Source organism: Pseudomonas sp. FP215 (assembly GCF_030687795.1).
In the GTDB taxonomy this organism is placed as follows: Bacteria; Pseudomonadota; Gammaproteobacteria; order Pseudomonadales; family Pseudomonadaceae; genus Aquipseudomonas; species Aquipseudomonas salmasensis.
Genome location: NZ_CP117447.1, coordinates 1,689,428 through 1,714,794 on the forward strand (window position 1 = coordinate 1,689,428; position 25,367 = coordinate 1,714,794).

At 59.0% G+C, this 25,367-nt stretch carries 11 protein-coding genes; 7 read left to right on the forward strand and 4 right to left on the reverse strand.

Translation table 11 applies throughout. The features are described 5' to 3' along the window. The first annotated feature begins 70 nt into the window (after positions 1 to 70). From pap to PSH76_RS07615, 3 genes are all read left to right on the forward strand, one after another. Positions 71 to 1,585: a polyphosphate:AMP phosphotransferase gene (gene pap, locus PSH76_RS07605; protein WP_032896033.1), complete on the forward strand. Its 1,515-nt coding sequence runs from the start codon at positions 71 to 73 to the stop codon at positions 1,583 to 1,585. A 199-nt stretch (positions 1,586 to 1,784) separates the two neighbouring features. Further along, positions 1,785 to 2,969, forward strand: a complete 1,185-nt coding sequence (locus tag PSH76_RS07610) for a thiolase family protein (RefSeq protein ID WP_305493824.1) — start codon at positions 1,785 to 1,787, stop codon at positions 2,967 to 2,969. A 614-nt stretch (positions 2,970 to 3,583) separates the two neighbouring features. Further along, a complete protein-coding gene (locus PSH76_RS07615; RefSeq protein WP_138762420.1) occupies positions 3,584 to 4,540 on the forward strand; it encodes a DMT family transporter in 957 nt (318 codons plus the stop codon). On the opposite strand, the gene PSH76_RS07620 is transcribed toward PSH76_RS07615, so the two are convergent. Then, complete coding sequence (locus PSH76_RS07620) at positions 4,541 to 5,923, reverse strand: class II fumarate hydratase (protein WP_032896037.1); 1,383 nt, start codon at positions 5,921 to 5,923, stop codon at positions 4,541 to 4,543. It abuts the gene before it with no gap. A gap of 196 nt (positions 5,924 to 6,119) precedes the next feature. Here PSH76_RS07620 and PSH76_RS07625 point away from each other — a divergent pair, with 196 nt between their 5' ends. The 4 genes from PSH76_RS07625 to PSH76_RS07640 all read left to right on the forward strand — a co-directional run bounded on the left by PSH76_RS07625 (position 6,120) and on the right by PSH76_RS07640 (position 13,026). Continuing rightward, on the forward strand, positions 6,120 to 6,638 hold the full coding sequence (locus PSH76_RS07625) for a DUF2059 domain-containing protein (protein ID WP_014719258.1): 519 nt from the start codon (positions 6,120 to 6,122) through the stop codon (positions 6,636 to 6,638). 6 nt (positions 6,639 to 6,644) lie between these two features. After that, a complete protein-coding gene (locus PSH76_RS07630; RefSeq protein ID WP_069557728.1) occupies positions 6,645 to 6,938 on the forward strand; it encodes a BolA family transcriptional regulator in 294 nt (97 codons plus the stop codon). A gap of 144 nt (positions 6,939 to 7,082) precedes the next feature. Next, a complete protein-coding gene (locus PSH76_RS07635) occupies positions 7,083 to 9,833 on the forward strand; it encodes an RHS repeat-associated core domain-containing protein (protein WP_305493825.1) in 2,751 nt (916 codons plus the stop codon). Between the two features lie 205 nt (positions 9,834 to 10,038). After that, positions 10,039 to 13,026 carry an RHS repeat-associated core domain-containing protein gene (locus tag PSH76_RS07640; protein WP_305493826.1) on the forward strand — a complete coding sequence of 996 codons (2,988 nt, stop codon included), beginning with the start codon at positions 10,039 to 10,041 and terminating at the stop codon, positions 13,024 to 13,026. Between the two features lie 39 nt (positions 13,027 to 13,065). On the opposite strand, the gene PSH76_RS07645 is transcribed toward PSH76_RS07640, so the two are convergent. From PSH76_RS07645 to PSH76_RS07655, 3 genes are read right to left on the reverse strand one after another with little or no spacing between them, the layout of a single operon-like run. Further along, on the reverse strand, positions 13,066 to 17,640 hold the full coding sequence (locus PSH76_RS07645; RefSeq protein ID WP_305493827.1) for a SpvB/TcaC N-terminal domain-containing protein: 4,575 nt from the start codon (positions 17,638 to 17,640) through the stop codon (positions 13,066 to 13,068). Next, positions 17,637 to 22,481 (reverse strand): neuraminidase-like domain-containing protein, encoded by a 4,845-nt coding sequence (locus PSH76_RS07650; RefSeq protein ID WP_305493828.1) that lies wholly within the window; start codon positions 22,479 to 22,481, stop codon positions 17,637 to 17,639. Before PSH76_RS07650 ends, PSH76_RS07645 begins: the two co-directional genes overlap by 4 nt. Positions 22,482 to 22,525: 44 nt before the next feature. Further along, the gene (locus PSH76_RS07655) at positions 22,526 to 25,303 is read right to left on the reverse strand and encodes a Tc toxin subunit A (protein ID WP_305493829.1); all 2,778 of its coding nucleotides are present in this window, start codon (positions 25,301 to 25,303) and stop codon (positions 22,526 to 22,528) included. Positions 25,304 to 25,367: the final 64 nt, after the last annotated feature.

The window sequence follows — 25,367 nt, forward strand, 5'->3', positions numbered from 1 at the left end:
GGGTTGTATTTCCTTGCGCGTGTCGGGGCCCAATCCGCTAGTCTTGAGCCATCTTGAAACGGAGCTGCCCATGTTCGAATCCGCCGAAATCGGTCACGCCATCGACAAAGACACCTACGACGCCGAAGTGCCGGCCCTGCGGGAAGCCTTGCTGGAGGTTCAATACGAGCTGCAACAGCAGAAGCGCTTCCCGGTGATCATCCTGATCAACGGCATCGAGGGCGCGGGCAAGGGTGAAACCGTCAAGCTGCTCAATGAATGGATGGACCCGCGCCTGATCGAAGTGCGCACCTTCGACCAGCAGACCGACGAAGAACTGGCGCGCCCGCCGGCCTGGCGCTACTGGCGGCAACTGCCGGCCAAGGGCCGCATGGGTATTTTCTTCGGCAACTGGTACAGCCAGATGCTGCAAGGCCGTGTGCATGGGCAGATCAAGGATGCGCGCCTGGACCAGGCCATCGCCGGCGCCGAGCGCCTGGAAAAGATGCTCTGCGATGAAGGCGCACTGATCTTCAAGTTCTGGTTCCACCTGTCCAAAAAACAGATGAAGGCGCGCCTCAAGGCCCTGGCCGACGACCCGCTGCACAGCTGGCGCATCAGCCCGCTGGACTGGCAGCAGTCCAAGACCTACGACAAGTTCGTGCATTTCGGTGAGCGGGTGCTGCGCCGCACCAGCCGCGATTACGCGCCGTGGCATGTGATCGAAGGCGTCGACCCCCATTACCGTGGGCTGACCGTGGGCAAGATCCTGCTCGATGGGCTGCAAAGTGCGCTGAAGCAGGCCAAGGTCAAGGCCAGCGGCATGAACCCGGCGCCGTTGCTGGCCTCGGTGGACCGCAAGAGCCTGCTCGACAGCCTCGACATGACCCTGCGCCTGGACAAGGACGATTACGAAGAACAACTGATTACCGAACAGGCACGCTTCTCTGGCCTGATGCGCGACAAACGCATGCGCAAGCACGCCCTGGTAAGCGTGTTCGAGGGCAACGACGCGGCGGGCAAGGGCGGGGCGATCCGTCGTGTGGCGGCGGCACTGGACCCGCGCCAGTACCACATCGTACCGATTGCCGCGCCCAGCGAAGACGAACGGGCCCAGCCGTATCTATGGCGGTTCTGGCAGAAAATCCCGGCGCGCGGCATGTTCACCGTGTTTGACCGCTCCTGGTACGGCCGCGTGCTGGTGGAGCGTATCGAAGGCTTTTGCACCCCGGCGGACTGGATGCGCGCCTATGGCGAGATCAATGACTTTGAAGAGCAACTGCGCGATGCGGGCGTGATCGTGGTCAAGTTCTGGCTGGCCATCGACAAGGAGACGCAGCTGGAGCGCTTCCAGGCCCGTGAAGAAATTCCCTTCAAGCGCTTCAAGATCACCGAAGACGACTGGCGCAACCGCGACAAGTGGGACGACTACCGTGCGGCGGTGGGCGACATGGTTGACCGCACCAGCACCGAGGTGGCGCCCTGGACCCTGGTAGAAGCCAATGACAAGCGCTGGGCGCGGGTCAAGGTGCTGCGCACCATCAACCGTGCGCTGGAAGAAGCGTTTGATAAAAGCGACAAGCACGACAAGAAGAAAAAGAAATAGCCTGTAGGAGCGAGCTTGCTCGCGAAAAACGTCAACGATAACGCGTGCTTCCTGAGTGAACGCGGCGCCTATTAGTTTTTCGCGAGCAAGCTCGCTCCTACAGAGGCTCCATGCTTTTGCATCCACGCAGTGAATGATCATCGCTGTCGGCCCGGCCAGGCTCTATCCTCGATCCACAACCCCAAGATCGAGGTAGCCCATGCGTGAAGTAGTGATCGTCGACAGCGTGCGAACCGGCCTGGCCAAATCCTTTCGCGGCAAGTTCAACCAGACCCGTCCCGATGACATGGCGGCCCATTGTGTCAATGCGCTGCTGGCCCGCAACGGCGTCGACCCGGCGACGGTGGAAGACTGCATCGTCGGTGCCGGCTCCAACGAAGGCGCCCAGGGCTATAACATCGGGCGTAACGTGGCGGTACTCTCGCAACTGGGCACCGGTACGGCGGGCATGACCCTCAATCGTTTCTGTTCCTCGGGCTTGCAGGCGATTGCCATTGCCGCCAATCAGATCGCTTCGGGCTGCAGCGACATCATTGTTGCCGGTGGCGTGGAGTCCATCAGCCTGACCATGAAGAGCGTCAACACCGATAACCTGATCAACCCGCTGCTTAAAGAACAGGTGCCGGGCATTTACTTCCCCATGGGGCAGACCGCCGAAATCGTTGCGCGGCGCTATCACGTCAGCCGCGAAGACCAGGACCTTTATGCGCTGCAAAGCCAGCAGCGCACCGCAAAGGCCCAGGCTGATGGCTTGTTCAACGATGAAATCGTGCCGATGGCGGTCAAGTACAAGGTCGAGGACAAGAACACTGGCGCGGTACAGATCCTGGACGGCGTGGTCGACCGGGATGACTGCAACCGCCCGGACACCACCCTGGCCAGCCTCAGCGGCTTGAAGCCGGTATTTGCCGAGGATGGCTCGGTGACGGCAGGTAACTCCTCGCAGCTTTCCGACGGTGCGTCGATGACCCTGGTGATGAGCCTGGAAAAAGCCTTGGAGCTGGGGCTCAAGCCTAAGGCGTTCTTCCGTGGTTTTACCGTGGCTGGTTGCGAGCCGGATGAAATGGGCATTGGCCCGGTGTTCTCGGTGCCCAAGTTGCTCAAGGCCAAGGGCTTGCAGGTAGCGGACATCGACCTGTGGGAACTCAATGAGGCTTTTGCTTCCCAGTGCCTCTACGCGCGTAATCGTCTGGAGATTGATAACGCCAAGTACAACGTCAACGGGGGTTCGATTTCCATTGGGCATCCGTTTGGCATGACCGGTTCGCGGCAGGTGGGGCATCTGGTGCGGGAGTTGCAACGGCGCAATCTGCGGTATGGGATTGTCACCATGTGCGTGGGGGGCGGGATGGGGGCCACCGGGCTTTTCGAAGCCGTGCGCTGACTCAGGTTGGAATAGCACCATTGTGGGAGGGCTAATGTGGGAGCTGGCTTGCCTGCGATAACGGCCTGCCAGCCGACACTTCTCTCCCTGACACCCCACAATCCAACTGTGGGAGCGGGCTTGCTCGCGAAGGCGGCCTGGCAGTCAACACAGTTGGATTGTGTACATATCCATTCCTGCGGTAACGGCCACTTAGGGTTCCGCCCTGACGGCGGCTCACTTTTGAAAAGCGCAAAAGTAAGCAAAACGCTCTTGCCCCACCACTCGGCACCTCGCTTGGGCTCGGTGTGCCCGAACACAGGCTTGAATCCGTGGGCCGCCGCCACGCGCCATCCATGGCGCGGGGCGGCTAACCCGGCGTCCTGCCGGGTTACCCACGAATTCAAGCCTGCGTTCGGCCAGCGTGGTTTAATGGGGCGCCTGAGATCAAGATCACAAGCAGATCAAGATCAAGAGCGGCTCGCTTCGCATCGTGGTTACCGTTGATCGCGACAGCGTTGTACCTATGGCCATCGCAGGCAAGTCAGCTCCCACATTCAAAACTGTGACGTATCCCAATTCAGTGACTTGCCCCTAGAATGCCTGCTCCACTTCCTCTGGCATCTGGGGCTCTCATGCACATTTCTTCCGGCCGCTGGGTCTACGGTTTTTTCCTGACCCTGCTGACCGCGTTTCTGTGGGGCATTCTTCCGATCAAGCTCAAGCAAGTGTTGCAGGTGATGGACCCGATCACCGTGACTTGGTTTCGCCTCATGGTAGCGGGCACTTGCCTGTTCGTTTACCTGGCCGCTACCAAACGCCTGCCCAGCCGCAAAGTGCTTGGCCCCAAGGGTGGTTGGCTGGTGGGCATGGCGGTGTGTGGCCTGGTGGGCAACTACGTGTTGTACCTGGTGGGCCTGAAAATGCTCAGCCCAGGCACGGCGCAGTTGGTGGTGCAGATGGGGCCGATCTTTTTGATGGTTGCCAGTGTGTTTGTGTTCAAGGAGCGCTTTAGCCTGGGGCAAGTTATCGGGCTGGTGGTGTTGATCGCAGGCTTTGGCTTGTTCTTCAACCAACGCCTGGTGGAACTACTGACCTCCATGGGTACCTACACCGCCGGTGTGCTGACGATCCTGCTCGCTACCACCATCTGGGTGTTCTATGCACTGGGGCAGAAGCAGTTGCTGACGGTGTGGAATTCATTGCAGGTGATGATGGTGATTTACCTGTCGTGTGCGCTGTTGCTCACGCCCTGGGCACATCCGCTGGAGGCGTTGCAGTTGAGCCCATTGCAAGGCTGGCTGTTGTTGGCGTGCTGCATGAATACCCTGGTGGCCTACGGGGCATTTGCCGAAGCCCTGGCGCATTGGGAAGCCTCGCGGGTCAGTGCAACCCTGGCGTTGACGCCTTTGGTGACCTTTGTGGCCGTGGCCGTGGCGGCGTGGTTGTGGCCGGACTATGTGCAGGCTGAGCAGATCAATGCCCTGGGGTATTTCGGCGCCTTGGTGGTGGTGCTGGGTTCGGCGACCGTGGCGCTGGCACCTTCGCTGCTCGCCGGGCTCAAGGCCCGGCGGCTGCGTACGGCGGTGTAGTCAGCTACCCAGCATGTTTTCCGGGCGTACCCACTGGTCGAACTCGGCATCGGTGAGGTAGCCCAGCTCCAGCGCGGCCTCGCGCAGTGTCAGGCCCTCGGCGTAAGCCTTCTTGGCGATCTCGGCCGACTTGTCGTAGCCGATATGCGGGTTCAGCGCGGTAACCAGCATCAGCCCGCGTTCCAGGTGTTGGGCCATTTGCTCGGCGTCGGGTTCGAGGCCGGCAATGCAATGTTCCTGGAAGTTGTTGCAGCCATCGGCCAGCAGGCGGATGGACTCCAGCAGGTTGTGGATGATCACCGGTTTGTACACGTTCAACTGCAAGTGCCCCTGGCTGGCGGCCATGCCGATGGTCACGTCGTTGCCCAGCACCTGGCAGGCCAGCATCGACAGCGCTTCGCATTGGGTGGGGTTGACCTTGCCCGGCATGATCGAACTGCCCGGTTCGTTGGCCGGCAACTTGACTTCGGCCAGCCCGGCGCGAGGGCCGGAACCCAGCAGGCGCAGGTCATTGGCGATCTTCATCAGCGCCACGGCCAGGGTTTTCAGCGCGCCGTGCAGGGTCACCAGCGGCTCATGGCCGGAGAGGGCGGCGAATTTGTTCGGCGCGGTTACAAAAGGCAAGCCTGACAATGCGGCCAGTTCGGAGGCAATCGCCTCGCCAAAGCCATGGGGTGCGTTGAGGCCGGTGCCGACGGCGGTGCCGCCCTGGGCCAGCTCGCACACCGCGGGCAGGGCGCTGCGGATCGCCCGCTCGGCGTAATCGAGTTGGGCGATAAACGCCGACAGCTCCTGGCCGAAGGTGATTGGCGTAGCGTCCATCATGTGGGTACGGCCGGTCTTGACCAGCTTCATATGCCGCGCGGCCAATTCCGCCAGGCCGCCGGACAAGGTGGCGATCGCCGGCAGCAGTTGCTTGTTCACCGCTTGCACCGCAGCAATGCTCATGGCGGTGGGGAAGCAGTCGTTGGAACTCTGGGAGCGGTTGACGTGATCGTTAGGGTGTACCGGGCTCTTGCCGCCTCGGTTGTTGCCGGCCAACTCGTTGGCGCGGCCGGCGATCACTTCGTTGGCGTTCATGTTGCTCTGGGTACCACTGCCGGTCTGCCAGACCACCAGCGGGAACTGGTCGTCATGCTGGCCGTCCAGGACCTCGTCGGCAGCCTGTTCGATCAGGCGGGCGATGTCGGCGGGCAGGTCGCCGTTACGGTCGTTGACCCGTGCCGCAGCCTTCTTGATCAAGGCCAGGGCATGCAATACCGCCAGCGGCATGCGCTGCTCGCCAATCGCGAAATTGACCAGCGAACGTTGGGTTTGCGCGCCCCAATAGGCGTCATCAGGGACCTGTACTTCCCCCAGGCTGTCGGTTTCGATACGGCTCATCGGTCACCCTCCTTATGCTGTCGTGATTGGTCAGTTTAGGCCCTGGCGGCCAGCGTGGGTTCCCTAAAAGCGCTTTTGTGTCACCGCGCCCCGTGAAACCGGGGCTTGCGATGGGGTGGGGTTGAGCCGCGAGGTTTTTTAGGCGCAGAATGGTCGCCCTTGGGGTCTTACCTCGCCTGCTAGAAAAGGAAACTCGATGACTCGTCTTCGTGCCATCTGTACCGCGGTTGCTCTGGTTTGCGCCAGCGGCCAGGTTCTTGCCGATACCGCCAGCCACAACGCCAGTGCCGAAGCCTTCCTTACCCTGGCCCATGCTGACAAGCTGGGGACCCCGGTGTACATGCAAGTGCAGCAAATGTTCGCCCAGCGTTTCGAACAGACCAAGGCGCCTGCCGCCAAGCAGTCCGTACTGGACAGCTACCAGGCCAAGGCCAACGCCGCTCTGGACCAGGCCATCGGCTGGCCGAAGCTCAAGCCAGACATGGTCAAGCTCTACACCACCAACTTCAGCGAATCCGAACTCAAGGACCTGGTAGCGTTCTACCAGTCGCCACTGGGTAAGAAAGTCCTGGAAAAAATGCCCCAGCTGACCCAGCAATCGGCCCAGATGACCCAGGCCAAACTGGAAAGCGCCGTACCGGTGGTGAACAAGCTGTTGGAAGACATGACCAACGAGCTGGCGCCCAAAGCCGCCGCACCGGCCAAGAAGAAGTAAGCAGGAATGACCATGCAACAGCGTATCGAAACGGCCCTTGCCGCCCTGGAGCCGGAACATTTGAGCGTGCTGGATGAAAGCCACATGCACAGCCGTGGGTTGCAGACCCACTTCAAGGCCGTGCTGGTCAGTAAGCAGTTCGCGGGGCTCAACCGCGTCAAGCGCCACCAGAAGGTCTACGCCACCCTGGGTAGCCTGATGAGCGAGTTCCATGCGCTGGCGCTGCATACCTACACGCCTGAAGAATGGGCGACAATCGACGCAGCCCCGGCCTCGCCGACCTGCGCCGGCGGGCACTGAAAACCTTTGAGACCGGCGGTGCCAGCCTGCTGGTCTCGATAGGTGCTATCAGGATCTGGTTACAAAAGGCCGTCTTCAATACCCCCTTCGCAATGCCGAGACCTCTAGGATTTTTTGACCTTAGTGCAAACAGGTCATGAATTCATGTCTAACGCTCTTCATCGAAATACACCTACCTTGACGGCCATTGACCCTCGCGGGTTAGCCGTGCGCACTGTGCAGTATCACCGCGCAACGCTTGCGCACTCCCCACAGCCGCGCGTCAATCGCCAAGTGTTTGGGGCCAGTGGTTTCTTACTGGAACAGTGGGACCCACGTCAGTTCGCCCTCGGCTCGACCGGGGTGGCGGCGCAATCGAACCTTTATAGCCTCTCCGGCGAGGCCGTGCGTACCCTGAGTGCGGATGCCGGCTGGCGCCTGGTCTTGCACGGCGCAGCGCGGCAGCGCCTGTATAGCTGGGACTCGCGTGGCGCCCATCAAGCGTTTCACTATGACCGTTCGCTGCGCCCTGTGGCGGTGTTCGAACAATCGGCAGAGGACCCGTCACCCCGTTGTGTCGAGCGTATGACGTACGCGCCCGCAGTCCCTGCCGAGGCCGTCGGTAATCGCTGCGCACGGCTGATTCGGCATTCGGACCCGGCAGGCGTTCTGCTGATGGAGGCGTACGGGATCGATCAACGCGTCATCAAGCAAACCAGGCGGTTTCGCGCCGACACCGCGCTGGTCGACTGGCCACAAAGCGATGAGGCCCAAGATGAGCTAGTGGAACGCCAGGCCTATACCACTACTTGGCGTTACGATGCATTGGGTGCGCTGCTTGAGCAGACCGACGCCAAGGACAACCGCCAACAGTGGCGCTATGGGCAACAGGGCTGGCCGGCGGAAGTGGCGCTGACGTTGAAGGATGGCGAGCGCCAGGTGTTAATGGATCAGCGCGCTTATAATGCCGGCGGCCAGATCGTGTCCGAGCGGGCGGGTAATGATGTCACTAAAGTCGCCCGTTATTGCGAGCAAGATGGCCGGTTGCTGGAACTTAAGGTCTATCGTAAAGGGCAGGCCGCCGCGCCGTTGCAGCAGCTTGTTTATGAATACGACCCAGTGGGCAACATTCTCAGTCTTAGCGATCTGGTCCAGCCGACGCAATGGCACAGCAACGCCCGGATCGACGCAATCAGTCGATACCAGTACGACACGCTTTATCAGTTGATCCAGGCCAGCGGCCGGGAAAACAGCGCCAACACTGGCGGCCAGAAGTTCCCGACCGCGGTGCAGTTCGGGGCGACGGATCGGGGGCTCTGGCGCAATTACACCCAGCATTATGCCTATGATGCGGCGGGCAATCTGACGCGCCTTCGACACGTGCCCTCCCGCGGCACAGGCTATACCCGCGAAATGCAGGTGGCTGCGTTCAGCAACCGCGCCGTGCCTGCGGTGCAAGGGCGGCAGGTTCAATGGGATGAAGCGTTCGATGCCAATGGCAATCAGTTGTCGCTCGACGGCGTACAGCAGGCCGTCTGGGATGTGCGCAACCAATTGACCTACACCACCCAGGTACAGCGTGAGAACGGTGACCCGGATGTGGAGAGTTACCTGTATGACAGTCAAGGCCTGCGCGCACTCAAGGTGCGCAGCCGCGAAGCGCGTACAAAACCCTACACCCAGGGAACCTATTACCTGCTAGGCCTGCAGGTCCACAAGCAAAGCACACAGCGCTTCAATGTGCTGGACATCGATACGGGCGGTGGGCGAGTCACCGTGGTGCAATGGGAGTCGGGTAAGCCCCGCGAGATGAGCGCCCATCAGTTGCGATTCAGCGTTCTGGATCACCTCAAGAGCTGTGCGCTGGAACTGGACGAACAGGCTCGGTTGTTGAGCCAGGAGCATTACTATCCTTATGGCGCAACGGCGTGGTGGGCAACCAGCAATAATGTTCGGGGGGACCACAAGGTTCGTCGTTACTCAGACACGGAGCGCGATGCCACGGGCTTGTATTACTACGGCGCCCGTTATTACGCGCCGTGGTTGCAGCGTTGGATCAGCCCGGACCCGATGGACGATGTGGACGGCTTGAACCTGTATGCGATGGTCCGGGGCAATCCCGTGGGGTTCAGGGATGCCGGTGGCACGCAAACGACGTTTGGCGAGCAATTCCAGCCCAGTCGAGGGGATATCATTTTCGGCCTGGCCGCCACAATTACTGCCTACAGGAGTTTCTGGTCGAAGCTGAGTGCGCGAGGGGATGCGATGGTGGCCTATTTTTCAGGCGCGGAACTGCAGCGCTGGACTGCCGGGCTGGCGTCTCCCGTTCGCGCCTTCTCTGCTTTTCGCAACGCGAATGCGGACCTCTTCAGAGACTTGACGCAAAACCCAGACGATCCAGCGAAAGCTAACGAACTCAAGGCTGAGCTCATTGAGCAGCTTTCGGTCGGCGTCCGGCCGTTTTACGAGGGCATTGTTTTGAAGTACTCAGGGTGTACGTCAACTGCCTGCAACCAGCAATTCGCCAGGAAGTTTGTCAGTGATCTTGGCGCAGGCAAATATTCACTTGTAGCGACGGCTCACCAATACATTGGCACAGACCTTTTGACCATCCAGCAAAAGATCGTCACTCGAAGCAGCAAATCCGCTTTGGAAACCTTGACCAGCTTGCACAGTGCGGCGGTGGTCCATTTCGCTCTCGACAATTTGGACATAGGAGCCGTCATCAGCAAGCAGGGGGTATCTGCTACGGCTTCCGAGCTGCGCTGGCTCTATCGGCACAGGACGCAACTGGCAGGCCGCGTGAGGTTCTATCAAAACCAACAACGGGTCGACGCGCCTTGGGAGTCAAACGCGTCTGCTTGGCGTCGCTACACCCCGCGGCGTCCCGGGGTATCAGGGCGGGCGGCACGCTGACCAAACGCCTCGGCCTGTGAGCACATACCCTATGGGAGCGGGCCCCTGCCACATTTGATCTTCAAGAACGCCGCCTCGACCCGCGTGAGCGGGGCGGGGCGATGCCAGTACCCGGACACACAAAAGCATCCTCCTGCACCACCTTTCTCGCCCCCCCGTCCCTAGGCTTTCAGGACTACTTATTCAGCAATAAGGTCTTGAGATCATGTCTGATTCCATCCATCGAAACACACCGTCCCTGGTCGCAGTCGACCCACGTGGGTTAATTGTTCGTAACGTCAATTACCACCGCTCAAGCGCGGAGGATGAACCGCAGGTGCGCATTCATCGCCAGGTCTTTGGCAGTACAGGCTTGATGATTGAACAATGGGACCCACGTCTGTTGCAGTTGTCACGCTCACAACCCGACACCGCGCCTAATCAACGCACGGTCTATAGCCTTGGTGGACAAGCGTTGCGCACCCACAGCGTGGATGCCGGCTGGCGACTGACGCTGATGGGGGAAGCCGGGCATTTACTCGAAGAATGGGATGGGCGGGGTGCTCACCAGGCTCATCACTATGATCAATATCTGCGGCCGATCGCCGTCTTCGAGCAGGCGGCCAGTGACGAGCAAGCGTTGTGCGTCGAGCGTCTTGCCTATGCCGTGTCCTCGGATGAGGAGGCTGCGCGCAACCGCTGTGGCCGGGTGGTTCGCCATGATGACGGCGGCGGCTCGTTGTTCCACGAGCGGTATGGGCTGCACGCAGAAGTTGCTCAGCAGACCCGACGCTTTCGGCAGGCGGATGCCGCGCTGGATTGGCCGCAGCCCGCTGCACAACGCGAGGTGCGCCTGGAGCCCGAGAGGTTCCAGACATCCATTGGGTTTAACGCGCTGGGTGAGCGCCTGCATCACACGGACGCCAAGGGCAATCGCTTTGACTACGCCTACGGCATTGACGGCCAACCGGCGAGTATTGTTGTGACGCCCAAGGGCGGCGTGCGTACGCAGGTGCTGGGCCAGCGGGACTACAACGCAGCGGGTCAGGTGCTCAGCGAACGCGCCGGCAACGGCGTGGTGCGTGCCATGCAATACCGTGAGTTTGACGGTCGCTTGCTGCAAATGACTGCCCATCTACCCGCACAACCGGGCGCAGCGTTGCAAGACCTGCGCTACGACTATGACGGCGTTGGCAACATCGTGCGGATCGACGACCTTGCCCAGCCGACGCAATGGTCCAGCAACACCCGAATCAGTTCGGCCAGCCTCTATGAGTACGACTCGTTATCGCAACTGACCAAAGCCACTGGCCGCGAAACCGCCGGTAACACGGGAGGCCCGGCGTTGCCGGCGAATGTGACGTTTGGCTCGACTGACGACAGCGTATGGCGTCGCTACACCCAGCGATTTTACTATGACGCCGCCGGCAATTTGCTCAAGTTGCAACATGTGCCCAGCAGCGGCGCCGGCTTCACGCGGCAGATGAGCGTGGCCGCGGGCAGCAATCATTTTTTGCCGCAGGCTGATGGCAAGACCGCGCCGGGGTTGGGCCAGGGCTTTGACCGCAACGGCAATCTGCAAGCGTTGGCAGGTGATCACAAGATGAGCTGGGATGTGCGCAATCAACTGGTGCGCCTCACGCAGGTGCGACGCGAGGGCGGCAATGACGATGAAGAACGCTACGCCTACGATGCCACGGGCCAGCGCATCCTCAAACGCAGGGTCTCCCAGGCCAGGGGCGTGGTGCATACGGCCCAGGTGCGCTACTTGCCGGGGCTGGAAATTCGGCATGACAGCGCAACGGGTGAGCAACTGAATGTACTCAACCTTGATGCCGGTACGACCACGGTGCGCATCCTGCTTTGGGATCGCCACCCTTCGGGAGGGCGCCAAGAGGCGCAGATCCGTTACGGCTTGTCGGACCACTTGGGCAGCAGCAGCCTGGAGTTGGGCGAGCAGGCGCAACTGCTCAGCCAGGAAAGTTATTACCCTTACGGCGGGACCGCGTGGTGGGCGGCGAAAAGCTCCAGCGAGGCGAGTTACAGGTTCATCCGTTATTCGGGCAAGGAGCGCGATGCCAGTGGGCTGTCTTACTACGGCTTCAGGTATTACGCGCCGTGGTTATGCCGCTGGATCAGCCCGGACCCGACCGGCGATGCCGATGGCTTGAATCTGTACGCCATGGTTGGCGGTAACCCAGTCACCCAGGTCGATGTGCAAGGGCTGGCCGCCACACCGGCTTTGGAGGAGCCGCAGGACAAACAAATACGCAGGCTTTCCGTCAGTCGCAGGCTCGCGAATGTAGGGCGGGTTATGCGCCCCAGGATACAAGCAGCCTCGTCGGCCGCGATTCGCGATGGATTATCCACCTATATCGCCAATGCCATCGCGACGGGCGTCGATCTGGCGATCTTCAGCAACCTGCAGCCCACGGCGCAACGCAACCAGATTTTGCGCATTAGCGTTGCGGTGCTTGATGCCGTGTCCTCGGCACATATGAGCACCGGTATCGTCGCTAACTGGACGCACTATGCGCCACAGATCGGTGCTGTTTTTGCAGGTGCCGCAGGTATGGGTTATGCCATGTATGGCGACTCGATAGGTGATCAAGCCGAGCACAGCTGGGACCCGGTGGCGGTTCAGCGTTTGGGCGGGCATGTTCGCGCGCTCTCCAGGGAACTGGTGCAGCAAGTCTTGCGTGGGCACGGTACTGGCATCTCCTGGGGCAGCACGCCCCTGAGCGGCAGGGTCACGCGTACCGCCGGAACGACGGCGGCCTATGCCCTCGCTACCGTGGCCAATGCTGTTTATGGCGGGCAAGTGCCTGCGCTGATGCAACCCAATGTCTCACCTGCAATAGAAGCCTACGACGGGGCGGTGGGAACGATGATTCGCGGCGGTCACCTGACCGCTGCCCACGACCCCCATGGCCAGACCCTGCAACTGCCGGACCCGGCCGCGACGATACACGGTGGGTTGAGCCGAATGTTCAATCAGGTGTGGACGCATTGGGCCGCGTCCGGTGTCGAGGCATTGGCCGTTGCGCTGACGGGCCTGCCCCAGGCCGCACAAAGCCGGACCACTCGAACGATTGTCATGGCGGCCCGCGGCGTGATTGCATCACTGACCGAATGGCGCGGCTTTTTCGTAACGTTTGCCCGGCGCGGGTATACAACTTTGGCCTCGCGCTGGGGCGCAGCCCGGCGATCCTGAGGAGAAGATGAATGGGCCGGCGCCGCGGCCCATGGTTCTTCAGTCAGTAGTTTGGCTTGCGTTCAGCTCTTCATGGGTGTCGTTTTCGTCCTCATTGACGGTGTACCAGGCCCAATAGGCGGTACGCCGCATGAATCCCCCGGCAGTGAACGTCTGCGTCGGGCGTCCGAGGGGGTCATACAATTGCCGGTCGCTGTGGCCCAGCTCACGCATGGAGTGATCATTGACGTAGGTGTGGCTATTGGCGAAATAGGGGCGATAGGCACGTATGACCAAGCCCTTGTTGTTGTATTCGACACGCTCGCTGACGCGCCAGCGGGGGGCGGCATCCACTTGGCGCAGCTGTTTGCTCAAGGTGCCGGATGCATCCGCCACCTCGTCGACCAGCAGGTTGCCCTTGTCGTCCACTGCATAGGCCTTGCCTGGTTCGGTCTTTTGCTTGGTCTGTAACGAGCGGCCGAAGCCGTCCCAGCAGGTCAGGGTCATGCGAACCTGTTGGTCGGCATCGCCGGGGTAGCGGTCGGCTTGCGACATGAGCCCGTGTACCGGCACGCGGCTGGCCTTATCGATCAACGCCTTGAGTTGTTTTTCGCTGTCGCCGAGGGGCTGGCGACCACCACTCAGACGCGCCCGCGCGCTCATGCGGATATGCCCGCTGGGGAGCAGATAGTTCTTGGTGACCCACTCAGGCTTGACCACGGCCAAGTCGATGCTGCCCATCCAACTGAACGGGGCGTAGCAGTGCGCGCTGGCCATGTCTTGCAACACGCTTTGCGCCTGTTCGATGGCTAATTCGGGCGTCACATTGTTGAGCGTGCGGTAGCTTTCCAGGGCAGCGAAACCCACTCTGAGGCCTTGTTCACTGCCGTAAAACGTGCTGGCGAGCAACTGCCCAAAACCGTCATAAAGCGCTTCTTGAACAGTGCCATTGGGGTCGACGACTTTTATCGGCAGCATCACTTGATAGTCGTATTCGGCCGTGGTCACACAACCGTCGGGCATTTTTACGCGCACGGTTTGCAACGTATAGGGGTCATAGTTGAGCGTTGTTTCGCCATGGGCCTCGGTGGCCCGCAGCGCCCTTATCCGATAAAACTGGGTGGCCTTGCCATAGCGGGGAAAATGCCGGCGAATCGACCACAGGCGGTTTTCCTTGAGCGGTGCCTCGCCGTCGAAGAGAAAAAACAGCTCCATGGTGTGATAGCCGCTGTCGGTGAGCTTTTGCACCAGGTCCACCTTGGGTTGGTTGGGCATGGCCGGGATGTCGTTGTAGGCGCTCAGGGCCTGGTCATCCAGCTCGGCGGTTTCCAGGTAGTCAGTCAATGCCTGGGCAGTGGCGACGCCTGGTGCCAGGGTTTTACCCAGGCCACCGGCCTGACGGTAGTGCTGCACCGACAAGCCGCTCAGTGTGCGCCTGGCCCCAGCGGCCAGTGGCCCGTCGTGGGTGTCGATGAACACCTCATAGGTGATACGCGCAGGGTCCAGCCCGCCAGGCGCCGGTGCCTTGCCGAGCACCAGGGCGTTGTCTCGTTGGCGGTAGGGCAAGCCCAGGCACCACTGCTGTGCGTCGTCCAGATGAATAGGCTGCGCCAGCGTTTCGCTCAGGTAATAGAACTGTTGCGCGTTGTCATGGGTATCGCGCCACCAGCGCTGCTGGTGCTCATCCACCAGCACGGCGGGCGGTGGGCTCTCGGCGGTGCTACGGCGGGCATAATGCAGGGACACGCCATGCACCAGGTAACCATAGGCATCCCAGCGCAGATTGATCTGGTGCTGGCAGAGGGGATCGTCTTTCACGCCTTCATATTGATAGCTGATCGACTCCAGGGCTAATGGCAGCAACCGGGCGTAAGGGGTATGGGCACTGGCCGGCGCGAGTTCGCGGACCAGATACCGCTGGTGGTGAACTGAGTAGGGCACGACGCCTTGCGCCGGCTCCGCCGCCATCAGCTCGACCCGCAGCACCCTGCCACTGAGTGCACGGGCCACCTCGCGTGCCAGCGCCGGTGCGGGGTCGCTGATCAAGTCGTCATGATGCTCCAGCGGCTCTGCCTGAACCGTCCCCCTGTAGCGGCTGACCAGCGTGCGGCCGAGAGCCTTGGCGTGCGGGTCATGAGTGCTCTGGTCGAGGGTGGGCATGTCAAGGGATCGCCCGGTATGAAACCAGGTTTTGCTGAGCAAGGGTGCGCTGGAACCCTGCGTATGGGGGGCGTCCTTGCGGCTGTCGGTGTCGGTTTGCAGCAACAGCCCAAAGCCACGAAACTCACGGTCCACGCGGTCGTAATAAGCCTGGCGATAACTCACGCGCTGGGTCAACTGGTTGCCGGTAATCTCGTCCCGTTGGGCTTGTTGGCTGACCAGCAGCAGCGCAAAGGGTAACTGGCTGATCGCAGGCTGGCCCTTGGCATGCAGCTCGCGTTTTTCGTCCAGCCACTCCTGGGCACTGCTGCGATATTTGATCGAAGCCTGAGCGCCCATGTTGTTGTCGGTGCGTATGAGCAGCCAGGGCTTCTGGCTGTAAAAGTCGTAGCGCCAATGGATGGGGGTCTGGTGGGCGGCGGTCAGGATCAGGCTCGGACAGCCCAGGCCGAGCACGTCGATAATGCTGACCTGGCAGTGGTCGTCGTACTGCACGCCTTCTGGCCACGGCACGTTGATCGCCTTTGTCTCGAAGCCGTTGCCGCCTTTGTTGAGGAAAATACTCAGATGAGTGGTGCTCAAATACAGCAAGTCTGCGGCACCGCCGCCATTGAGGTCGACGAGCAGTACATGCGCCGCGTTGAACGTTTGATAACGCAACGGCAATGTGGCCAATACAAACCCCTGGGCAAAACGGCCGCGACCCAGGTTCGGCCAACATTTCACTTCGTTATGCCGGATACGCACCAGATGCTGTTGGCCTGTGGCGAGTACATCGCTGAACGCCACCAGTTCGTTGGGCGAGGCGGAAATGATCGGCAAGCCATCGTCGGGCGTGTGCGGTACCTCGATGGCGGGGGCGAAGCCGGATGCTCGGCGATTTTCATACAGGCGCACGCTACGCGGGCCGATCATCGTAAAGTCATGACGACCTGCCCCCATCAAGTCAGCAAGCATGCCCTGGGGGTGGAAGAACTCCGAGGGGAATGCATCGAACGGTGTATAGGCTGACCAGTTGCGCTGTTCGTCCAGGCTGAAAAATCCGTTCATCCCGGGCCCGGCCACCTGCCATTCCAAACGCCCGTCGCCATCCACATCGGCCAGCGCCTGATGGAGGGGGCGAGTGCTGTCGGCGACCGGCACCCGCGTTAATTCCACGGCCTCGCCGTAGCTCACCTGGTCGCGGGTTTGCGGGTTTTGCGGCCGCTGCGGTTCGCGGTAATACCAGCTTTTATCTGCGCGATACAACACACCGGGCAAGCCTTCGCCATACAGATCCACCAGTTGATAACGAGCGCCGTCATGCAGCTTGGGAAATGCACCAAATGCCTGGTAGCGGCTCGGGTCGACGTTGAGTTGGCTCGACTGATAAAGGCACTCCAGCGGCGGGCGGCTCACGCTATTGCCCGCGCTGTCGAAGGCTTGCTCATGCACCCCGCTCAACAGGCTGACATGGCTGGATGTGTGGTATTGCAGTAGCAGGCGCTTGGACAGCACGGGGTCGAGGCCCATTTTTGTTTCTTTAGGGAAGTGGTGAAACATCAGAATCTGGCTGCAGCGGCGCAGGGTGCGTAACTCGAAGCCAAAGGCAAAATCCGAGCAGGGATCGGGTCGCACAGGCCATTGCTGAGTTTTCTGATACGTGGGCCGCTGTTCCAGATCAAGGGAGCGTTCGCCATAATCAAAAAGCAATTGGAAGTGCCAGCCTACGTCCGGTTTATCCTCGGTCTGCCACAGATACAGCTGCTCTTGCTCCCTGGCGGTGAAGTTGCCGTAGCAGACACTTTCCAGGTAATGCCGGGCGCGACAATCCCTGGGATAGCGCGCGTTGTCGGTTTCTTTTGTGTAGTGATAATAAATGTGCTCGCCGTGGGCATTCAGGCTTTCCTGCAACAACCACTGCGCCACATGGTGCGTCTGGTCCGGGTCGGCAATCCGGGCCAGCGAGGTTTTTCCGTAAAAGTGCTGGCTGCCATCGGCACTCTGTATCAACCAGAAACCCGCCGTGTCGGATGCCGTTTGCCAGTGTTCGATACGGTCGAAGTGGCTCTGGACCCTGGGGAAATACCGGGTGGCCGTGTAGGCAATGGTCAGTGGCAAACCATTGAAAGAGGTCGTGGAACGGCTGACGGTCGCCCCTTCAGCGTCGCGCTCGGGTAGCCATATTTGCGCGTCGGGGCCCACCAGTACGTCGTGCTCCGTGTAGGCCGGCACGCCATGGGAGGTACGCCGGCTGACGGCCGGCAGGGCAACCTCCCAACCCAATCCGAAGGGGCCGTTACCGGCGCCGCTTCGGTAGGTCAGTGACATGGCGGGTGCGTAGCCGCGCGCGGGAGAGATCGGCAAGGGAATCTCAAAGCTTGCCGTACCACTGGAGCCGATATCGCCCCAGCCCTTACCCGTGCCTTGAATGGCACCGCCGCCTTTTGGCAGGGCCGGGGTATTGACCTGGAGGTTGAGCGTATCGTCGTTCATGCCTTGCCCCCGCTGACCGTCGGCACCCTAGCGGTGTAACGCAGGTGGATGACGATATCGTTGATCGATTCGAGTACGGCTTTTTGCAGGTTGTGATTGGGGAACTCCAAGGTCCAGTTGGAGATGGCCCCGGTGTATTCGAAAGGCAAGTAGCGATCGTTGCTCTCGAAGTTGAGGGTGAACAGGCCGTTGTCATCCAGTCCGGTGGACAGTGCGATTTGCTGATGGGCACGCATGTCGCGGCGCCGCTCGCCTGTGGGCAATACGATTTCGTTGTGGGTCTGGGTCAGTATCGCCTTAATGTCCTCATAGGGGCCTAGCGTCGCGGGCAACGACACGCTGATGCCTTTTATTCGCCGCAGGATGTGGTTGGGGTAATCCTCTTCAAACAGAACCTCGGACAACATGAAGCACAGCGTGCCGGTATCGACCAGTTGTCGTTTATGCTCGGCCCATTTGTTTTGCGTACTCGATGATTGAGTGCCGGTTGTGCCTGTTGTGGGCGTGGTGACTTTGCAATCGATCATGCGATGACGCAGGGAGATGGTCTTGACGATCTCCAGGTCCCGGACGTTATGGTTCAAATAGGCCGCATTCATCTTCAACAGCGACAGCTTCAGCGCCTCACCCGCCAAGTAACCGCGGTAGTTGTTGTTCCAGGCACCGGGCTGGATAAACGTGCTCGCATAGTCTGCGACTTCGTACTGCCAGCACGCTTGTGCGGTGCTGCACAGGGAAAGGCTCAGGTCATAAACCTGATAGTAGAACTTGCTCAGTTGTGCGTTGAGCCAGTCATACAGCTGGGCCCTGGTAAAACGCTTGGCCAGCAATTGGTAGTTCGACCAGGCCTGGGCCAGGGAGGTCTCGGCCAGGCGTAATTGCAGGCGCGTGGCGTTTTCCTGCTCGGCATAGGCTTGTAACTGGGCGTCGACCTGGGCCAGTTCGAGTCGGGCCTGATCCTGGGCATGCGCCCATTCTTGCTCCCGGCGGTTGAATTGCTGGGAGCGGTCCAGGTCTGCGGCAGTGCCGCGCAACGCCGTCGCGACGCCTTGGGCCAAGGCCTGGGCTGCATAGAACGGGCCTTCCCAGCGCGACCCGCCGGTACTTGTACCGAAGATGTTCGGCGCTATCATCGCGATGCCGGCCCCTGCAGCGGCGGCGGAACCTGCGGTCTCGAATCCGCTACTGATCAGATAGAGTTGGCCTGCATGCGCTTCTGCGGGGCTGATGCCTTCGGTGAGCAGGTGTTCGTAGTGGCGCATCCGCGATTCGATCATGCTCCGACTGGCGCCGAGTGCCTGGCGGTTTTTCTCGTCGAGCAACAATGCCTGGTGTTGCTGGGTTACGACGATATTGGCCAAGTCCCAGGCTTGTTGTTGCTGCAACTCCAGGTATTCAGTCTGTTCCTTGCGCTCAATCAGGCTCAGCATCGTGTTGCCGAATTGAATCACCGCCTCGGTTGCCGTGAGTGCGTGGCCGTGCATGATCTGGAAGCGATAATGGCCGACTTGCGCGTCAGTGAACGGCGCCGCGCCGCCTGCGCCGAAGGCACCGCTGTTGCGGCTGGCCAACAGTTTGAGCGGTGAAAGTGGAGTTGCGTACAGCGACAGGCGCAAGGGTTTGCCGGTGATGTCGAGATTGTACCGTAGGTTATGCAGGCGACTTTCGAGCTTGTCCCAGCGCGCTACCAGCTCGGTATTGAAGGGTAGGCACAGATTATCGGTGTCCGTGAGCGAAGCCAGTGCGGCGCCTTCGGTCGCAGGGGTGACATTGATGGGTGGGTTTTCCTGCTCCAGTTTTTCCAGGGCTTTAGAGCGCTTCGACGCCAAACTTTCGAGGGTGATCTCATCCCACGGTTCAGTGGTGGTGACGCGGGGGCGTGGCCCCAGAAAGTGATTGGCTCGCGTGTACCAGAGTTTGGCTTGGGTCAGGCTGTCGGGGGTGAGCTGCCGATAGGCGGCATCGCCACGATTAAGCAGTATATCGAGATAAAACAGGTAGATTGCTTTGCGAAAATGCACCGGTGAGCGAATCGCTAGTTTGTGTGGGTCGTGGCTGACGTAACCTTCGAGCGGAGCTGTACGAACGAGCTCGTTGAACCCCCAGAATGCAGGGCGTTCGCTGGCCTTATCGGCCAACCGCCTTGGGTCGAAGATGTATTTGAGCCAGGCTTGGGCTTCGACATACTGCTGCTCCTGATTCAGGCGGTGGGCAACCAGCCAGGGCACGTACAGGAACAGCTCCCAGAAGTACTTGCCGTGAGCCCCGTTAAAGTCAATGTCGTCTGCCGCGCCACTTGGCGTGAGTGGAGGTTCTTGCCACGTTTTGGGCGTTAACGAAAACAAATGCTCAAGGCTGACATTGGCCTCCTTGACCAGCTTGCCGGCAAAACAGGTATTCATGCGAATGCGCAGCGGAGTGTCGGCAGGCGGGGTAGAGGTGTTCGTTGGGAAATCAATAAATTCGGCGGTGCCGAGTGTTTCCGATGTCAGCCTTTTGATCATCGGCGCCAGTTGTTGAGTGAGCGGTGTGCCAGAGGTGGAATCGGCCAACTTCAAGGTGGTCGCTTTCAGGCTATACCCGAGAATTGTGGAGTCGCCTTCTTTGGTAGGCTCAAGCGTCATCACTCCGTGTATCAAGGTGATGCCCGACGTTATTTCCTTCGTGGTTACTGGAATACGCGCCGTGACCCGATGCCCGGTGGGTAATTCGGGAGTTGATCCGGTGAGGCTTTCGTGGACAGCGTCCTGATAGTTGGTGATTTTATGTGAGTTGGCATTGATTTTTTCGGTGAATGGATAGTCTTTAAAGTTGGCTCTCATAATAATGTGCTTGTAGGCACGCAAATCAGAGGTGCTCACTTTGGGCCTTTTGATAGTCAACGTACTTTGTGAGTGCAGTGACGTCTTTTTGTCTGCGTCTGCGTCTGCATCTGTGTATTTACTGTAACGGTCAATGGCGATCTGGATGGAATTTTCTGTACTTGTATATAAGCTGATGAACGCATTCTTATCGATGTAATGATCTTCTAGCGAGCTAGTGTCTGTGTCTGTGTCTTTGGGTTGAGCGACGATGAGTAACCCGCTCGCGGTATGGACAGCGTTGGGGAACTCATCATGCGTGGCCGTGTTTTTAAAATAAAGAGCGTAAAAATCAGTTTTTAACGTGTCAGTTGGGCCGGTAATTTGAGAGCCGCTGGTCAGTTTAAGCTGAGTGGCTGTCGGATCATCGAGTGCGTCGTCTACTATCAGTACGATGCGGATATTTTTAGGCGCTGCTTTTGTTAGTGTCACACTGTACGATTGCCGAAAATTGCCATTGAGGGTGGAAGTAAATACGAGTTCATTGGTGTTTGAATCAAAAGAGACGTCACTGGCGTCAGGGGTTTTTATTTTTTCTCGATTTTTTTCAAAGTTCCAATGGTTGTTGTTTTCGGTAATTGTTTCCTCTGTGGGGGAAATCGAGTGTTTGTTTGGGGACATTACCTTGAACTGCAAGTTGTCTTGGTTTTTATGAGCAAAGAACGTGAGGTATTGCCGAGCGGTGTCAGGCAGCAATTCGCTGTAGTATCCACTCACGCTTTGATCTTCGCCTTGAACCACAGCCTGCACTTTTTTCTTCTGCGACGGATCGAAGTGTTCCAGGAGCCGGTTTATCTCCTCCTCCACCTGTGAGCCGGGCAGCACGCTGTAGCGCTCGGGGCTGCCGCCATCGGCGATGGTGGTGATATTGAAGGACTGATCGATGTGGACAGCCTGGAAAAATTTGCCAATAAAATTCTCCTGCTGTTTGGGGTCTTTACGGCTGGTGGCCAGGACACTTAAAAATAGGACAGGGGGGCCGTTACTGTCGACGATAGCCACTGTCTGTGTAATGGTTTTCAGGAAGGCAGAGGTCAATGCGTTGACGTCTTCGGTGGCACAGTGCTCCTCAATACACGCTTTGGGTGCGCTCCAACTGCCATCGTGCTTTTTATAAGAAAAATTGAGGCGAAACTTGACGTAGCGGCTGTTGATCCATTCGGCCAGCTGTTTTTTTTCCTCTGAATTTGTTTGCGCCGGTGGGACGGAACTGGTGGGGGCGGGTTTGATGCATTCGGCCCAGATGAAAAATAGCCGGTTATTGAAATACACCGGCCGGATACTTTGCTCGGCGGTGGCGTCAGACACCGACAAGTTGATGTTCTCCCAGTCTGACCAGGCGTCCTGGAAAAGTACCGAGCCAGCGCGCTTGGACAGGTCGAGGGAGCGCCAGTAGTAGGTGTTTGCCGAGCTCGATTTACCGACGAAGTAATAGATGCCGCTATACAGGTTGCCCACATCGGCGTCGATATAACCGTTGATCGTGCGTATGTTGGCGGTTTCCTCGAACCTGGCCAGGTAATTCTGAACCGCCGTGGTGACGGTATCCGCTTGGATTCGATACTGGCTCAGGTCGTTTTCCAACTGCTCAAAGCTGTCGGTTTTGTCACGCCGTAATGTCGGGTCCAAGTAGTTGGCGGGGTGATAGTGCAACTGCTGGTTGGCGTTCCAGAGTGCGTAGGTGTGTAACTGTTCGCGCCATAATTTGTCTTGTGGTGCGGTCATGCCCTGCTTTTCATAGCCAGGTTCCAGGCCGAGCTGGATGCGCGTGATGTACTGCTGCAGGCTGGAGATGGCACAGGCTACCGGACTGGTCGGTACGGCTTGGCTGACTTGTACGTCGAGCAGCCAGTATTCGTAAAGGTCGTCGGCAAGGGTGATCTTTTCCTTTAAGTCGGTAGGTACCTTGTAGGTCAGGTAGTACGCGAGCATGGCGTCGCGCAGGCTTTCATTGAGCTGTTGATTAAGCGAGTGAGACATGATCAATCCTTGAACAGGTCGAATGTGAGTAGTGTGTGAATGGGTTATGGATACGCACTGGTGATCGCCTCACCGACGCTCTTCCAGTCAGCAAACGCAGAGTCGGCTTTCAGTTCGCTGGCTTTGATCAGCATGTTGGCAGGCAGGCCTGTGTCGATGCTGGCTCGGCGGCAGCGCAGCACCCAGTCCAGGCGGTTCATTGAGGTAATGCGTGGAGGTTTGAGTTGGTTGCTGAACACATCGATTTCACTGGCACTCCAACCTAAAAGTTGAGCGAGATGCTCGTTCGTGTCTTCGCTGGTGTTTTGCGCAGTGCTGTTGGGCAGGGCATTGGCGTGTTCGAAGTAGTTCAGAAGCTGCTCTTCCGTCAGGCCGCAGTGGTGGATGCAATGTTTGAACTGCTGCATGAGGTAGAGGTTGTACGGGGTCAGTTCAAGCAGCGAGGGCATCTTGTACTTGCGCGCGAGCCAGTGCGGATTGACCAGGAACTGGTGAAGTGCTTGTGAGCTGAGGGGAAGTTGCAGAATATCGGCGGCGTGAGGTAACAGCAGTATCAGATAACTGAGGGTTTGCAGCGGCGCAGCAGCGGGGGCATATAAACGCAGGAAATGCTGGTCATTGTCGTATTTCTGATAGCCGTTGGCATCGCTTGGGGCTTGTGGGACGGCTTGGATGATTGCTTTAAGGCGTAGATATAAAGACCACAACTCATCACGCACCGTGCTCAGCAATGTGTGGAGCTTGGACTTAGCTTGGTTGATCAACTGTGTCGTACGGGCAGGCGCCGTGCTGATTTGAACGGAAGAGAGCACCTGATCGAGCGCTGTCTCGATGTTGTTACTGGGACGCATCTGTTGCAGCGCCGTATAGGCCAAGGCTTCCCAGTCAACGGCGGGTAAACGGTCTTTTTCGTCAATGGGTTGCTGAGGAAGATCAAGCGGTTGCAACGCTTTGGAAAGGGACGCTTGGTCATAGAGGGCGAACTCCTTCAATAGCTGATTGATGACCGGGTCCTGGACCTGGCGATCCAGCAATAGTTGGCATCTGAGCAACGCCAGGCTGCTGCCGTTTTCTTTAAACCAACGGCTGGCCCATTCCAGTTGCATGAGCACATCGAGAAAGTCAGTCATGCCCTTCGGTTTGTTGCGTAACGTTGGGTTGCGCAACTGCATGAGAAGGTTCGCATTCCCGAGCATTTGCACCAGTTGTCGGCATTCCACGACCGATACCCCAAACAGGCGAGCGATTCTTGCTTGCCGATAGATCTCGCTGACTGTCTCGATCGTACGGGTTGCAGGCTTGTTGGGGTTGATCAGTAGTTGAAGCGAATCCTGGGTGTCTTGCAGGCCCAACCCAGCGCAGAGCTGTTGCCGGGTGGTATCGTCGAACCTGGCACTGTCCAGATACAGGGGCGGCAGGGCAGACCCGGTGCGATTAAATACCTGGTCGAACAATGACACGCGGTCGCCTGAGGCATGAACGGGTAATTGATGAAGCCAGGCAGCAAACTCTTCGGCTTGCAATGTGTAGCGTTTGCTCAAATAGCAAAAGACCCCCAGCGCTCGGAGGGTGTTATGGGTGATCAGCAGCGTGTTGTTGCGATTGCCTTCGCAGCGCATGGCGCTGACTATCAGGGTGTCCAATTGCGCGAAAGGCAGGCCGAGCCAGCGCTGTAGACGAATCATGCGTTGCAGCCTGTCGAAGCGCTCAAGGCTGATGTTGGTCAGCTTGGCGTTGTCCAGGCTGATAGCGGGGGTGGTCGTGCCGTTGATGTAGCACGCACCGTAGCTGAGGCTGGTTTTTTGCTTGCAGTTAGGCGATTGGCGTGGTGACTGAGTCTGTAGTGCAAGCAGTGCCTGAAGCTGGTCGGCATCCAGTTGTGTGTGGCTCAGAAAGTCAGTGAGTTTTGCCGGTCCGATCAGATCAGACTTCCAGTTGTAATAGTTGTGATAGAACGCTTTCGCGCCCGTTTCGGCTACCCAGCTACTTTTCAGCAGTGTCTGTTGTTGAGGGCTCAACCCCGATAACTGACATTGGACCTCGTTGTTCTGTTCGCCGACCTGCCCGTAACTGCTGGTTTCTTCCGCCAGCGGCAACTGGCGACTGATGCGATAGTTCAACTCACCCAGCGCCGGCTTGTCGCCCGACAAGCCCTGTTGGCATTGCTGATGGTGGAAGTGATAGGGCAGAGAAAACGGGTACCAGGTTTCACTCAGCACCTTATAGGTATCTTCTTCTTTGGCCTGCGCGATATTTTTGAGCAGGATCTGGTTGACGATCGACAACATGGGAACCTGGCCCGAAACGCTATGTTGGTTGAGTACCAGGTCTTTGAGTTCCGGGCGTCGCTGCGACAGCTTGAGTGCGCGGGTGTCCTTGGTGTTTTCTTCCAGCTGCAGGGCGAATAAATAGAGCGCCCGCAGGTAGGCAATCGGTGAATCGAGCGCTGCAATAGACGAACTGGAGCAGAACTGGTCCCACTTTTCCTGGAACAAGGCCTGGTAGATTGCGCTGGTCTCGGGGGGGATACTGCGTTTATTGCGCGGTGAAGAAGCGGGAGGCGAGACTTGCTGTTCGCGAAATAAGGTTTCCAGTTGCGTGGCAGCGTTCTGGGCCTTGAGATACACCGTGTGGGCATCGTCATCGTTGTACTTTTTCAGTTGCTCGGTAAAGGCCTCTTCGGACAAACGTACGATGTCCAATATCGAGTGAATGTTGAGGCGCCGCAGGGCGGTCTTGAAATCGTCCCGACCGGGAGCGGGCGGGCGTGAGTGATCAATCAGTTGAGCGAGCAACGGGCTGTTGTCGGTTTGCATATTCATACGTTCCTTCACGCCCGCCGATGGGGCCGGCGGGCAATGAAAAACGCTATCACGCAGGTTAATG

What these genes read in the sequence shown, in the direction of transcription:
- pap (WP_032896033.1), top strand. Translation starts at nt 71, where the DNA reads ATGTTCGAATCCGCCGAAATCGGTCACGCCATCGACAAAGACACCTAC.
- PSH76_RS07610 (WP_305493824.1), top strand. Translation starts at nt 1,785, where the DNA reads ATGCGTGAAGTAGTGATCGTCGACAGCGTGCGAACCGGCCTGGCCAAA.
- PSH76_RS07615 (WP_138762420.1), top strand. Translation starts at nt 3,584, where the DNA reads ATGCACATTTCTTCCGGCCGCTGGGTCTACGGTTTTTTCCTGACCCTG.
- PSH76_RS07620 (WP_032896037.1), bottom strand. Translation starts at nt 5,923, where the DNA reads ATGAGCCGTATCGAAACCGACAGCCTGGGGGAAGTACAGGTCCCTGAT.
- PSH76_RS07625 (WP_014719258.1), top strand. Translation starts at nt 6,120, where the DNA reads ATGACTCGTCTTCGTGCCATCTGTACCGCGGTTGCTCTGGTTTGCGCC.
- PSH76_RS07630 (WP_069557728.1), top strand. Translation starts at nt 6,645, where the DNA reads ATGACCATGCAACAGCGTATCGAAACGGCCCTTGCCGCCCTGGAGCCG.
- PSH76_RS07635 (WP_305493825.1), top strand. Translation starts at nt 7,083, where the DNA reads ATGTCTAACGCTCTTCATCGAAATACACCTACCTTGACGGCCATTGAC.
- PSH76_RS07640 (WP_305493826.1), top strand. Translation starts at nt 10,039, where the DNA reads ATGTCTGATTCCATCCATCGAAACACACCGTCCCTGGTCGCAGTCGAC.
- PSH76_RS07645 (WP_305493827.1), bottom strand. Translation starts at nt 17,640, where the DNA reads ATGAACGACGATACGCTCAACCTCCAGGTCAATACCCCGGCCCTGCCA.
- PSH76_RS07650 (WP_305493828.1), bottom strand. Translation starts at nt 22,481, where the DNA reads ATGTCTCACTCGCTTAATCAACAGCTCAATGAAAGCCTGCGCGACGCC.
- PSH76_RS07655 (WP_305493829.1), bottom strand. Translation starts at nt 25,303, where the DNA reads ATGAATATGCAAACCGACAACAGCCCGTTGCTCGCTCAACTGATTGAT.